The following is a 13407-nucleotide window of genomic DNA, read 5'->3' on the forward strand; positions in this document are numbered from 1 at the left end:
CCCTCAATAGGGGCAGGCCAGCACTTCCGGCGCGCTCACGCCCTGGGTGCTCACGCCCGAGATGACGTTATCCTCCGGATGAAAGAGCGCCTGGGCGCCAGCCGGCCCCGACAGCCAGCATTGCTGCTGGATGGATTGTGATTGCCTCCCGCGCGAGGGGTCGCAGCGCCCCACCGTAGCGCCGCGGACCGTGACGTCGCTGGCCTCTATCTTGATGCCGGGATGGGAGCCCGACGTGAGGCGCAGGGCATTGTCGAAGACGAGCAATCGCTTCAGGGTCACGTCTCCCACCCGAACCGCGGTCACGGGCAGCGTGGTTCGCGAGCTCAGGAGCACGCCGTAGAGCCCGTTTCCCCAGGACGCGACGTCCCGGAGCGCCACCCCGGCGCCTGCCTGGACGTGCACGCCGTGGCTCGCGTTGTATGCGGATGCGACCCGCTCGATCAGGATCCCCGTCGGACGGTCCTCCTCGACGGCGCTCGCCAGCATGACGCCGGCGCCGCCGTTGTGATGAAAGTAGCTGTCTTGGACCACGATGTTCGCCGGCACCGCGCCGGGGATCCCGGGCCCAGGGGGGACCTGGGCGGAGATCCACAGGCCATGTCCGCCGCTGCCCGTCGCGGAGCCGTTGCCGGGATGGATCAGGTTGTGGTGAACGTTGCAGTTTCGCACGGTCACGTTGGCGGTGATGATCTTGATCGCGCTGGCGCCGATCGGGCCGTTGATGTTCTTGATCTCGCAGTTCTCCACGAGGATGGGCGGCGTGTCGTGGTGCCCGGCGATGGAGGACAGGTAGATGCCGCCCTTCGCGGTGCCGTCCACGATCACGTTCCGGATGACGCCCCCGGAGCCCCAGGAGAAGCCGATGCCCTCCAGATTGGACGGCTTGCAGGCAGGGAGCTGGGGCACGAGGGGCGCGTAGCGCACGATGACGTTCTCCACCTTGCAGTCCGCGCACGTGTTGAGGTGGATGCCGCTGTTGGCCGTCCTGCGTGGCCCATCCGTGAGCGCGATCTGCAGATGGCGGATCCAGAGCCCCCGGACCGCGCTGACGGCGGTCCCGTCCCGCTTGACGACCTCGCTGACCTGGATGGCCCCGGGGTACTGCTCCGGATTGCAGGGAATCGCCACGAGGGTCGCGGTCCCGGGATCGCCCGGGCCGGCGCGGGGAGACAGCTCCGGCCCCTCCAGGGTCAGCGCGTCGTAGTGGGGCCGCAGCGGGCTGCGCAGCACGTATCGCCCCGCGGGGAAGGCCACGACGCGCCTGCGGGCGCGCAGCGACGCCGCGCACTCGATGGCCGTCGCGATGCCCGGGCTGTCGTCGACGTTCGTGCTGTGGTCGACGGACGCGTCGGCGGAGAACGGCCATTCCGCCGGCCTCGCCAGGTAGGGAAGGACGTTGACCACGCCGTCCGGGTCGACGGAGCCCGGCAGGCAGCAGCGCGCCCCCTCGCAAGCATTCAGGTCCTCGTGCAGCGTCCTGGTCCCGAGGCAACCGCCGCTGGCGGGGCAGAAGGGCCCCGTGCAGACCGGAGACAGCGTGGCGGACTCGGGGCAGGCGACGCCGGTCGTCTCGTCTGCCACGAAGGGCGGCTCGGTGTAGGGCGCGTCGAGGCCGCAGAAATCCTGGGACGCAGCGCTCACCATCGCATCAGGGCGAACCCCCCAGTCAGCCTCGCCGCAGCCGGCGCTGTCCGGGGGCGGGGTGGCTCCGGCTGGAGCGGAGACGAGCGCGAGCAAGACTCCGATCCAGATCTTCACGAACCGCTGGTCCAATGACACACATACCTCCTTCTCGGACGAGGGGGTAATCCGGGACTTTCAGGTGCAAGGAGCGAGCGTGGGCGTCGAGCGGAGCATCGTTGTGCGAAGAAGCGGGCCACCGGGGCAGCCGCGATGCGATCGCACCACCGTTCCGCTCCACGCGTCTGGCATGAGCGATTTTCCTGAGCGGGCGTGCCGCGCGCGGCGCGGCGGGCCGTCCCAGCGAGCGCGGAGAGGGCACGTCGACGACGGGGATGCTGCGAGCCGGGGCGCGCTGGCTCGCTGTCAGCGGGGCGCGGGGCTGTCCGCGACAGTCGCTCTCGAGATCGAACTGCCCGTTGCGGTGAACGCGCCGGAGGCTGCGTCCCTCGGGCCCGCCCCGTGCCCGCGAATGCCACGTGGCTTGTCACGCTCGACGCGTCTGCGCAAGCGCCGCGTCCGAGCGCCTCGCGGCGGCTCGCCGGGGGCGATCGGGGGACGAGCCCACGACGGCCGAGCGAGTTTCGTGAAGGACGGGCGCGCGGCCTGCGACAGGGCGTTGCGCCGCAGGAGCCGCGAGCTCCCTCGCGCGCCGGGCTCGCGCTCGAGCCCGGCGCTGCACGACGGAGGCGCGATCAGCGCTCGCGCTTGACGCGCATGCCCCCGCCGAAGCTGACCGTCCACACCTCGTCGAGGTCGTGCGGGTTCCAGAACACCCGCACCGGCTGCTGGAACGAGTACCCGTCGTCGCGGAAGAACGTCGGCGCGTCGTCGTTGAGGTCCTCGGTGATCCAGAGCCCGTCCCGCTCGGTCGTCATGTACATGCGGTCCGGGTCGCGCGGGTCGATCGCGCACGACTCGACGCGGACCTTGTCGCTGATGCGCTGCCAGGTCAAACCGCGATCCCTCGTCCGGTACAGCCCGCCGAAGAAGCGGTCGTCGTGGCTGAACACCGTCACATACCACGTGCTCTCGGTGCGGTCGTTCGGATCGACGACGATGTCTTTCGTCCAGTAGTGCATCTCCGGCGAGGAGCGATCCTCCCACGCCGACGCGCCGGGCGGCAGGAGGAACACGCCCGATCGATCGGTGAACGTCCGGGTGTTGCCGGGCTGATGGCCAGAGTAGGTCGCGACGATGCTCCCGTCCTTCAGCACGTGGACGTTGAACGCGTGCCCCTGCGTCCGCGGCGGGGCGGGGAGCGGCTCGGGCGCCGCGCGGGGCGCGCTGAGATCGAGGTGGACGATGCCGCCCGACACGCTGTTGACCGTGCTCGCATAGAGCTGGTCCGGATCGTTCGGATCGAGCGCCAGCCAGATGACGGGGCGGCCCAGATCGGCGACGAGCGACCACGTGGCGCCCTTGTCCTCGGAGATCATGATTCCCCCTCTGGCCGGGCGGGCCTCCGTACCGTCGATGCGGGCGTCGCGCATCCAGGGGCTCTGGTAGATGTCGTGAACGCTGCCGGTGGCCGCGTAGAGCGCTCCGGTGATCGGGTGCTGGACGGCGTGGTAGGTGGTGTTCAGGGTCAGGCCGTTCGCGCCGTCGCGAGCCCACGAGCTGCCGCCATCCTCGCTGTAGGCGCTCCGGATGTCCGTGAGCGACGCGAAGATGGTGTGTTTGTCGGGGAAGGTCAGCCACCAGCCCGACGTCTGCTCGACGCCGCTCGTGCGGTAGAAGCGGGACTTCGGGGTATCCGCGCCCCTCCGGTTGTCGTCCGCCGGGTCCACGTACGCCTGCTGGAAGCTCTTCCCGCCGTCGTCGCTGACGTGGACGAACCCGAGATCGGTGATGGCCACCCGGCGGGAATCCTCGGGCGACACCGAGAGGCCGAGCGCGTACTCGCCGAAGTCCCAGCCCATGTCGCCTCCGAACCCGCTCCAGCCGGTGGCGATGTTGGCGTTGTGATCGCTCCGGAACACGTGCCGCCAGCTGGCCCCGCCGTCGATGGTCTTCAGCACGATGGGCGCGAGCGTCTGGCGATCGCCGCCGGCGACGTACGCGACGCCGGGGTCGTCCGCGGACGTGGCGACGAACGCGAGCTTGTCGCTCGGTCCGAGCCCGTTCGTCGCGGAGACCCAGCGCTTCTCGCCGAGCTTGAGCCGATAGAGGCCGGCGTAGGCGTCGAGCTCCCCGCCGGTCGTGTTCGCGGTGACGAGGGGGTTGCCGCCGCCGTCGGCGGCGGAGAAGGTGACCGCGAAGAAGCGGGCCCGCCTGCCGTGCCCGGCCCCCGCGAACGAGACGATCTTCTCGCCCTGGGGGAGGCCGCCGATCGAGGTGTCGAGCCGGAAGCTCGCGCCGCCGTTGCGCGAGACGAGCAGCCCGTCGCTCGTGCCGGCGTAGATGTCGTCGCCGTCCCAGTGCACGCCGCCGACCTTGAGGCCCCCCGGCCAGTCCGTCGTGTGGACCAGGTGGAAGCTGCGGCCGCCGTCGAGCGAGGCGTAGAGCTGGCGCGTGTCCGAGACGAGCAGCCGATCGGTGTCGCAGGGGTCCACGAACAGGTAGTGGGCGTCTCCGGGCGTCCCCGGGGTGGTGACGGGCGCGTCCCACGTCGCTCCCCCGTCGGTGCTCTTGGCCAGCGTGGCCGCGTCGAAGATGACGTTCTCGGGGCCCCTGTAGGTCACGGCGTAGAGGACATCCGGGTCGGCGGTGAACCGGAACTGCGAGAGGACGCCGCCCTGGATGTCGCGGAAGTCGAGGTTCGTCCATTTCCTGCCGAAATCCCTCGTGCGGTACACGCCCCGCATGTCGCTGGCCATGAAGATCTCGCGGCCGTCGTGGGGGTTGATCGACGGCGAGAAGAGGGCTCCTCCGCCGCCCACGCCGCGCGATCGCCACCGGCCGCGCGCGCCGCCGCTCCCGTGCCCGTGGTGGCGGCGCTCCTCCGTCCTATCGGCGCCGAGCGCGGACGACGCGAGGCGGGCGCTCCCCAGGGCCGCCGGCTCGCCGGTCGATACCTCGGCGCAGCCTCCCGCGAGCAGCCCTGCGCCGACGGCCAGCAAGCTCGTCACCCTCCTGATGCACGCGACGGCGCCAACCTCGATGCTCATGCTCTCTCCTTCCGTGCGGACGTCCCGAGCTTCACCAGCCCCCGGGACAGGAACCTGGCGCATAGGCTCCTTGCGCTCGCGATGCGACGATGAGCGCAGGACGCAATTCGACGAGCACATCACAGGATCTCGACAGAGGGAATCCAATCGACCGTCGCAATCGTGCGCAGCGGCGCCGGTGACGAATGTGTGCAGCCGTGTTGACGGTACTTCTACACGCTCGCAGCGGCTCTCTTCACGTTGATGCGCCCACGCACCGACGGGTCCGTGTGTCAACTTCCGGTTGACACCGTGTACAACGCCATTTGACGGCGGCGACTGGATCTTTCGGCGGAGAATGGCGAAAGGCGCGTCATGGTAAAACATTACAGCAGAGGCGCGCGTTCAGGTCATCGCGCGGGCTATGCTCCGTGGCCCGATCATTGCTGATGCGCGAGGTCCTATGCAACACCGGGTCCTGTTCACGCGCACCATGTCTCTGCGCGCGCTTTCTCTTGCGGCGCTGATGGCCGCCCTTCCCGCCTGCGGTGACGACACGAGCGGCGCCTCGTCCAGCGGCTCCAGCTCCTCGGCTGGCGGCTCCAGCGCCTCGGCCAGCGGCTCCAGCGCGTCGGCCGGCGGCGCCGGTCCCTCGTCCAGCAGCTCCAGCGCGTCGGCTGGCGGCGCCGGGCCCTCGTCCAGCAGCTCCAGCGCTTCGTCGGGCGGCGAGAGCTCATCCTCCGGCGGTCCCGACGATCCCGGAACCTCCGCGGACTGCGTCGACCTGGTGACCAACCCGGACATCAACTGGCGCGAGTCGTCCTTGAAGAGCGATCAGGAGATCGTTCGGTGCCTGGCGGAGACCCTGGGGCGGCCGGTGGGTTACGGGGAAAAAGCCCGGGGTGGCTTCGACCCCAATGGCAATAGCCGCCTGACGGTGATCACCACACGCTCCGATGTCTCGGTGGAGCAGCAGATCTACGACGCCGTCACCGGCGACGAGCACAACTGGGTGGTGTTCGACAAGGACGACTTCAAGAGCGATCACGACATCGCCATGTACCGTCTGAAATGCGGCGAGCCGGCGGTCCTGGCCAAGCTGGGCGCCACCGAGCGGCAGTGCGTCAATTACCAGGAGTGGTGCAGCGCCAAGGGCGTGCCGGCGGCCGACTGCGAACATCAGTTCTTCAACGTCGCCCTGAACGACGCGAGCCTGCCCATCCGCAACGTGGTGATCGGCTCCAACACCACCATCGATGGTCGCATGAGCCGCGCGGTCTTTCGCTTCAGCGGCTTCGCCATCGGCCGCGACAGCACCGGCACGCCGACCCAGACCGCCGAGAGCGTGATCCTCACCCACCTGAGCTTCAAGGGCGCCGGCCACGTGGAAGACCACGGCCTGGATCCGGACATGATCCGCTCCACCGGCGCGTCCCACGACATCTGGATTCACAAGAACAGCTTCAGCTTCACCGGGGACTCCGCCTTCGACGTGAAGGTCGGCGCCCACGACATCACCATGTCGTTCAACCGCGTCCTCGACGTGAAGCGGGCCACCCTGCACGGATCCAGCGACGACCACACCATCGACGCCCAGATCACCACCACCATGCACCACAACGCGTTCATCACCAGCGAGCCGTTCTATGACGAAGGCCGCGGCACGGCCCGGAGGGTGCCCCTGCTGCGCCGCGGCTCGTCGCACATGTTCAACAACGTGTTCATGAACTACTACAAGGACTTCGCCAGCGTGCGGGTAGGCGGCACCCTGCTGTTCGAAGACAACGCCTTTCTGGGCGGAACCCCCGTCCAGAGCGAGAAGAGCGACCGACGCGCCGCCTTCGACGAATGGACGACGAAGCGGCTCTCGAGCAACGTCGTGGACGACGGCAATTTCACCGCCACCGGCTCGTTCGCCTGGTTCTCCGATGACGAGTGCGTCATCGACGCGACCTACGAAGCCGCGGTCTCGGGCGGCGGCGGCGCGGCGCGGGATCTCTCCCAGGATTACTCGGAGGAATCGCGCGCGCTGATCGGCGTGCACAAGCTCCGCGCCGGCCAAGACTTGGTGGATTACGTCAATGCCACCGCGGGCAAAGACGGCGCCGCGCCGTTCAACTCGCCTCTCTCCGAGGGGCGCGACGCCATCCTCGGACTGCCCCACGAAGCCTGCATTCGCTAGCGGCCCGCCGCCTGCGCTGCGTGGTAGGATGCGGCGCGCATGCGTACGTCACGCAGGAGGGCGCGAGCGCTGCTGTTTGCCATCGTGGCGCCGTGCGTTGCGCCCCTCGCTTCGAGCGCCGCGCGCGCCGACGATCGCCCCTTCGCCTTGCGGTGGACGGCCCCCGCCGGCTGCCCCGAGGGCGCGGCGGTCGAGGCCGAGATCACCCGGCTCCTCGGAGACCAGAGCCCCTCTTCGAGCGGCGCGCTGCGGGCGGTGGGCGCGATCGCGCCCGCGGGCAGCGGTTTCGAGCTGCACATCGAGCTCTCTCGCGACGGATGGAGCAGCGCGCGGACCGTGCGCGGCGCGACGTGCCCCGCGCTCGCCGACGCGGGGGCCCTCATCGTGGCGATGGCGATCGATCCGGACGCCGCGGCGCGGTCGGGCACGGCAGCGACGGACGATCGTTCGATCGCCGGGGCGCGTCCGGCCAATCCCGCCCCGGAGCCGCCGGCCGCCGCGGCTCGAGGCGCCGAGCCCGCGCCGCCGAGGGGCCCGCCCACGGCCCCGCCCAGGTCCGCGCCGCCGACGCGGGCGCGCGCGCGGCCGACGGAGGGCTCGGTCGACAGGGCTCCCCGGTTTCGCATCGGGCTCGGCGGCATGAGCGATCTGGGCACGATGCAGCGGCTGAGCGGCGCCATCGAGCCCTGGGCGGGCGTCGTCGTCGGCCCCGCGCGGCTCGAGGCCGGGGCCTCGTTCTGGCCGGGCAGGAGGGCGGAGTCCGCGGCCAAGCCCGGCACCGGCGGGACCATCGATCTCGTCGCCGGCTCGCTCGCGGCGTGCGCCCTCTTGCCGCCTCTCGAGCGCGCCGTTCGCCCGGATTTCGAGGTCGGCGTGCCCTGCGCCGGCGTCGAGCTCGGGCGCATGCACGCCGAGGGGTTCGGCGTGAGCGACCCAGGCGAAGGGAGCGGCGTGTGGGTCGCGTTACGCAGCGGCGCGGCGGCCTCCTGGGTCGTGGCGCCGTGGATGCGCTTGAGGCTCCGTCTCGAGGCGGTGGTGCCGCTCGAGCGACCGCGCTTCGTGCTCGAAGGCGTCGGCGAGGTCCACGAGCCGAGCGTCGCGGCGCGGGCCGCCCTGGGGCTCGAGCTCGCGTTGTGACGGGCGCGGTCGTTTTCTTCACGGAATCGGCGCGCGCTGGCCATGGGCGAGGGTGGCCGCCCGTGCCGTCACCCTGAGCGCCGAGTCTGCCGGAGCGGAGGTTGCGCCCCCGGCAGAAGCGGCAGACTGCGCGGTCGCGCTCGAGTTCGACGCGATCTACGAGCGCTATTTCGATTTCGTCTGGCGCAACGTACGCCGGCTCGGCGTCCCGGACTGCCACGCCGACGACGCGGTGCAGGAGGTGTTTCTCGTCGTCCACCGGAAGCTCCCGGCGTTCGAGCCCCGTTCCACGGTCCGCGCGTGGCTCTCGGGCATCGTCGCGCGCGTCGCGCGGGAGCACCGGAGGGCCTACGTGCGCAAGAGCCCGCTCGCGAGATCGCCGGTCCCGCCGCTCGATCCGGACGAGGTGGAGAGCGGCGCGGCCGGCGGTGACGAAGCGCTGGCGCAGGCGCAGGCGACGCGGCTCTTGCACGCGCTGCTCGAGGGGCTGGACGACAACAAGCGCGCCGTCTTCGTGCTCGCGGAGCTCGAGCAGATGACGGCGCCGGAGATCGCGGAGGCGACCGGGGCCAACCTGAACACCGTTTACGCGCGCCTCCGGGCGGCTCGCAAGGAGTTCGAGCAGGGCGTGGCGCGCCTGCGGGCGCGCGACGGGTGGAGGTCGCGATGAACGGAGGGCCCCGGCGCGCGGCGCGGAGCACGCAGAATGGCAGGGAGGCATGAGTCAGCTCGGGCCCCTGTCGCGATCGATCATCGAGGCCGCCCGCAACGGCGATCGGAGCACGGCGGCGGACCGCGCGCGCGTGCGCGCGAAGCTGCGGAAGAGCCTGGCCGTCGGAGCGGCCGTCACGGCGGGCGGTGCCGCGAAGGCTGGCTTTGCGATGGTCTCGGCCAAGGCGGCGCTGCCGTGGGGGGTCGTGGCGCTGCTCGCGCCCGCGGCGGTCGTGACCGCGCTGCATGCGGCGCAGGGCGAGCCGAAGGCCGTTCCGCGCGCGAGCACGGCCAGCGCGGCGGTCATCGCGAGAGCGCGCGCGGCGGCCGCGGCGCGGCCGGCGGCGAGCGACGCCCGCGCGCCGGCGGAGAGCCCGCGCGCGCCGGCGGAGAGCCCGCGCGCGCCGGCCCTGCCGATCGAGCCCGCGGACGGCAAGGAGCTCGACCCGCCCCAGGCGGCGAGGACGCTGCCCACGACGCCAAGCCGGGCGCCTCGGCCCGCCGCTTCCGGCGGACCGGGAGCGCCGCCCGACGTGGCGGCGGAGGACCCGCTCGTCGCCGAGACGCGGCGGCTGCGCGAGGTCCACGACGCGCTCCGGCGCGGTGACCCGGGGCGCGCGCTCTCGCTGCTCGATGCCGCGGATGCGGGCGGGCAAGAGCTGCGGGAGGAGCGGGCCGCTGCCCGCGTCGTGGCGCTGTGCGATCTCGGCAAGAGGGCGGAAGGTCGCGCGGCGATGGTCGAGTTCCTGCGGAAGAGCCCCGGTTCGCCATATTTGGGCCGCGTGCGCGCTGCGTGCGAAGAGAAATGATTCGAGAGGACGTTTCTCGCACGGATTCCTCCGCGCGCGACCATGAGCCGGTGAGAGGAGCGATCATGAAAATCCAGATGCTCATCGGCGCAGCGGGCCTGACGATCGTGGCGGCGATGTTCTCGTGCACTCCCGAGATCATCGCGATCGGGCAGGACAAGCAGCAGGTCGCGTGCAACACCGACGCCGAATGCGGCCCAGGGGAGACGTGCGGCGCGGGCACGTGCCAGACGGGCTGCGTCGCGGACGCGGACTGCCCTTCGGGGCGCTCCTGCGTGAACGGCGCCTGCGTCGACGGCGCGGCGTCCCGCCAGTGCACGACAGACGCGGACTGTCCTTCAGGGCTCTCCTGCGTGAACGGCGCCTGCGTCGACGGCGCGGCGTCCGGCCAGTGCGCCGTAGACGCGGATTGCCCTGTGGGGTCAACCTGCATGAGCGGCGCCTGCATCCATGGCTCGGAGTTCTGCAAGTGCACCACGGACGCGGATTGCCCGGGTGACCAGTTCTGCATGAGGGGCGACTCGTGCGGCTTCGGCGCGGGGCTCTGCGCGACCGACGCCGACTGCCCCGTCTATGGCCAGCTCTGCTCCGATGGCGTGTGCGAGGGCCCGGCGCAGGCTCACTGCACGTCGGACGCGGAGTGCGGCGAAGACCACGTGTGCATGGGTGAAGTCTGCAAGTCCACGCTGCCGGCGAAGGGCACGGAGCGCTGCGTGCCTCTGGTCGACCCCGAATGCGTCGCGGACGCCGATTGCCCTGGGACTCTCCTCTGCGCCAGAAACGGCACCTGCATCGCCGATGGCCCTGCGCCCTGCACGATCGACGCCGACTGCCCCCTCCGTGGTCAGATCTGCACCGGTGACACGTGCGAGGGGCCGTGGGGCCAGCTCTGCGCGTCGGACGCGGATTGCCCCGCGAACCACGTGTGTATCTCCGAGGAGTGCAAGTCCACGTTGTGATACCGCGCCGTGAACCTCCTCCGTCCCCGGACGGCGGATCGTCACGGGCCCGCTCGCCTCTTCCTCGCGACCGCCCACGGCGCTCTCCAGGTGATGGCGCGAGCCGCCACCCCTGAAGACTGCAGCCTCTAGCCGGGCGCCTCCGCGCCGGCGCGACGGTCGTTTTCGCGGCGGAATCGCCCCGATCGGCCGCGCGCGCCGGTGGCATCGAGGTTGCCATGGCTCCGGACAAGCAGGCACGCCTCCCTGGCGCCGCCGGATCCGGCGATGGCCGGGAGGGCTCCCCGTCGACCTGCGGAACACGAACCGAGGGTGAATCGACATGCGAACTTCCGCGATGGTCTCGAGCGCGTTGACGGCGGCATCGGCGATGATGATGGGCTGCGTGGCGGCGCCCGATCTCAACGAGCAGCTCGTGGGTGAGGTCGCACAGCCCACCATCTGCGGCACAACGGCTGATTTCCAGCACGTCGAGCAGTACGACGGCACCCTCGGCGTGACGACGGGGTTCGTCGGAGCGCACGAGTCCCCGGTCGGGCAGATCCAGTGGAAGAGCGATCTCGCGTCCCGCTACGCGAACCCGGGCAACGTGAGCGGCACCCGCACCTGCTCCGGCACGCTGATCGCGCACAACCTCTTCTTGACCGCCGGCCATTGCTTCGATCCCGACGGCAACGGCTGGACCTGGCCCCGGACCGCCTCGAGCACGCCGATCTCGGCGAGCCAGGGGGCCGTCGAGATGCGCGTCAACTTCGATTACCAGGAGGACCCGAGCGGCAACCTCAGGACCGCGGAGTCGTTCGACATCGTGTCCTTGCGCGAGCACCGGCAAGGCGGCCTCGATTACGCCATCGTGCAGCTCGCGCGGAGCGCCGCGGCGAGCTACGGCTTCACGGTGGTCTCCACGAAGGACGCCGCCGTCAACGACATGCTCGCCGTCATCGGCCATCCGAGCGGCGAGCCCAAGCAGGTCGACGCCGGCCCCGCCACCAGCTTCAGCGGCGACTATATCCAGTATGGCTCGCTCGACACGCTCGGCGGCAACTCCGGCTCGGGCGTGCTCCACGCCGCGTCCGGCAAGATCGTCGGCGTCCACACGAACGGCGGGTGCACCTCGATCGGCGGCGCGAACTCCGGCGTCAGGATCACGTCGATCCTCGAGGAGTCCCCGATCCTGCGCGACGTGACGCAGCGGCTCGTCGTGTTCGCGAAGGGCTCGGACAACGCCATCTGGCACAAGTTCTACGACGGCGGCTGGTCCGGCTGGACCTCGCTCGGCGGGAGCCTCACCTCAGCGCCCTCCGCCACGCTCACGCGGGAGGGCCGGCTGACGGTGTTCGCGAAGGGCGCGGACAACGCCATCTGGCACAAGTACTACGAGGGCGGCTGGTCGGGCTGGACCTCGCTCGGCGGCCCGCTCGCGTCGGCCCCCGCCGCGACCGTGACGCGCGAAGGGCGGCTGACGGTGTTCGCGCGCGGCACCGACAACGCCATCTGGCACAAGTACTATGACGGCGGCTGGTCCAGCTGGATCTCGCTCGGCGGCGCGACGACGCACGATCCGGCGGCGGTCGTCACGGCCGAAGGGCGCCTGGTCGTCTTCGCGAGGAGCTCGAGCGGCGAGCTCGTCCACCGCTACTACGACGGCGGCTGGTCCAGCTGGATCTCGCTCGGCGGCACCATCGCCTCGGGCCCGTCGGCGGTGGTCACGGCCGAGGGGCGGCTCACGGTGTTCGCGCGCGGCACCGACAACGCCATCTGGCACAAGTACTATGACGGCGGCTGGTCCGGTTGGATCTCGCTCGGCGGCGCCATGGTGGATCAGCCCGGCTCCGCGGTCACGCCCGAGGGGCGCCTGGTCGTGTTCGCGCGCGGCGCCGACAACGCCATCTGGCACAAGTACTACGACGGCGGCTGGTCGAGCTGGATCTCGCTCGGCGGCGCGCTGACCTCGAGCCCGGCCGGGATCTGAGCACGACGCACGCGCGCCGGTCCGCTCCCATGGCGTGTCGCCTGCGTGACCGGCTGCTGCGGGGCGCCGGGGCGAAGGAGCCTGACGCTTTCTGGGTGATGTCGAGGTCCGTGGGGAAGTGAGAAGGGTCGGGTGAGCGAGCTGTCCACGAGCGCGGAGCTCCTATCAAACGGGCCAGGTGTCGGGGGGGTCCCGCGATCTGGTCCCGCGATCTGGGCGACGAGCCTGTCCGCCCGGCGGCCGGGCTCATCCGCCGGCGTCGCCCGCGCTCCTCGGACGATGCTGTGCGTCGCGAAACCGGAAGGACGGCCACGATCGGGTCCAGCGCCTGGTCAGGGCTCCTCCGCGGCCCGGGATCTGGCGCGCCTCCTGACGGCCAGCTCGTACGCGTCGGCGAGCAACGGCCGCACCGCCTCGAACGTCGCGTCGCTCGGGTTGAGCACGCAGACCCAGGACTGCGGCGCATAGACAGGGTGAGGCATGATCCGGTCGAGGGCCGTGAAGTCATGGCCAGCGTTCGCGAGGCTTTCTGCGCCCGCCTGACCGGGAGAGGGCGGCGGGGCGCCAAACAACGCACGGTATGTGTCCTTGCCGACCCCGATGTTCAGGCGGAACACGCCCGGGCGATCCAGGTTCGAGGCGCGGTCGAAGTCGCCGTAGTCCTTGGTGACGATGGTCGCAAACGGAAACCTGTGCTTGGGCTCGAGGTTGCGCCCGGGATCGTAGATGAAGAACGTATCGCCCCACGCGAGCTCCGGGGCGCTGCCGCCGGCCTCCGGGCGCTCGACGTCGACGCCAGCGAACGTGTCGGCGATGTATCGGGCGATGGCAACTTCGTCCATGGGTGCTCCCTCCAGCGTGTCTG

The 13407-nt window shown here is 70.9% G+C and carries 9 protein-coding genes; 6 read left to right on the forward strand and 3 right to left on the reverse strand.

The window, feature by feature from the left end; translation table 11 throughout:
- Positions 1-3: 3 nt before the first annotated feature.
- Both WME83_RS35355 and WME83_RS35360 read right to left on the reverse strand, forming a co-directional pair.
- A complete protein-coding gene (locus WME83_RS35355) occupies positions 4-1782 on the reverse strand; it encodes a right-handed parallel beta-helix repeat-containing protein (protein WP_437314109.1) in 1779 nt (592 codons plus the stop codon).
- 596 nt (positions 1783-2378) lie between these two features.
- Positions 2379-4793 carry a hypothetical protein gene (locus WME83_RS35360; protein ID WP_437314110.1) on the reverse strand — a complete coding sequence of 805 codons (2415 nt, stop codon included), beginning with the start codon at positions 4791-4793 and terminating at the stop codon, positions 2379-2381.
- 442 nt (positions 4794-5235) lie between these two features.
- On the opposite strand from WME83_RS35360, the gene WME83_RS35365 reads away from it, so the two are divergent.
- The 6 genes from WME83_RS35365 (at position 5236) to WME83_RS35390 (ending at position 12542) form a co-directional block, all read left to right on the forward strand.
- Positions 5236-6954: a pectate lyase gene (locus WME83_RS35365; protein ID WP_437314111.1), complete on the forward strand. Its 1719-nt coding sequence runs from the start codon at positions 5236-5238 to the stop codon at positions 6952-6954.
- Positions 6955-6993: 39 nt separating this feature from the next.
- On the forward strand, positions 6994-8091 hold the full coding sequence (locus tag WME83_RS35370; protein WP_437314112.1) for a hypothetical protein: 1098 nt from the start codon (positions 6994-6996) through the stop codon (positions 8089-8091).
- Between the two features lie 52 nt (positions 8092-8143).
- Positions 8144-8761, forward strand: a complete 618-nt coding sequence (locus WME83_RS35375; protein ID WP_437314113.1) for an RNA polymerase sigma factor — start codon at positions 8144-8146, stop codon at positions 8759-8761.
- Between the two features lie 49 nt (positions 8762-8810).
- Positions 8811-9611 carry a hypothetical protein gene (locus WME83_RS35380; RefSeq protein ID WP_437314114.1) on the forward strand — a complete coding sequence of 267 codons (801 nt, stop codon included), beginning with the start codon at positions 8811-8813 and terminating at the stop codon, positions 9609-9611.
- 65 nt (positions 9612-9676) lie between these two features.
- On the forward strand, positions 9677-10570 hold the full coding sequence (locus WME83_RS35385) for a DUF7107 domain-containing protein (protein WP_437314115.1): 894 nt from the start codon (positions 9677-9679) through the stop codon (positions 10568-10570).
- Between the two features lie 322 nt (positions 10571-10892).
- Positions 10893-12542, forward strand: a complete 1650-nt coding sequence (locus tag WME83_RS35390) for a trypsin-like peptidase domain-containing protein (protein WP_437314116.1) — start codon at positions 10893-10895, stop codon at positions 12540-12542.
- A 332-nt stretch (positions 12543-12874) separates the two neighbouring features.
- Here WME83_RS35390 and WME83_RS35395 read toward each other — a convergent pair whose 3' ends face one another.
- Positions 12875-13384 carry a DUF6194 family protein gene (locus WME83_RS35395; RefSeq protein ID WP_437314117.1) on the reverse strand — a complete coding sequence of 170 codons (510 nt, stop codon included), beginning with the start codon at positions 13382-13384 and terminating at the stop codon, positions 12875-12877.
- Between the last annotated feature and the right edge of the window lie 23 nt (positions 13385-13407).

This window comes from Sorangium sp. So ce385 (assembly GCF_051474135.1).
Classification (GTDB): domain Bacteria; phylum Myxococcota_A; class Polyangia; order Polyangiales; family Polyangiaceae; genus Sorangium; species Sorangium cellulosum_D.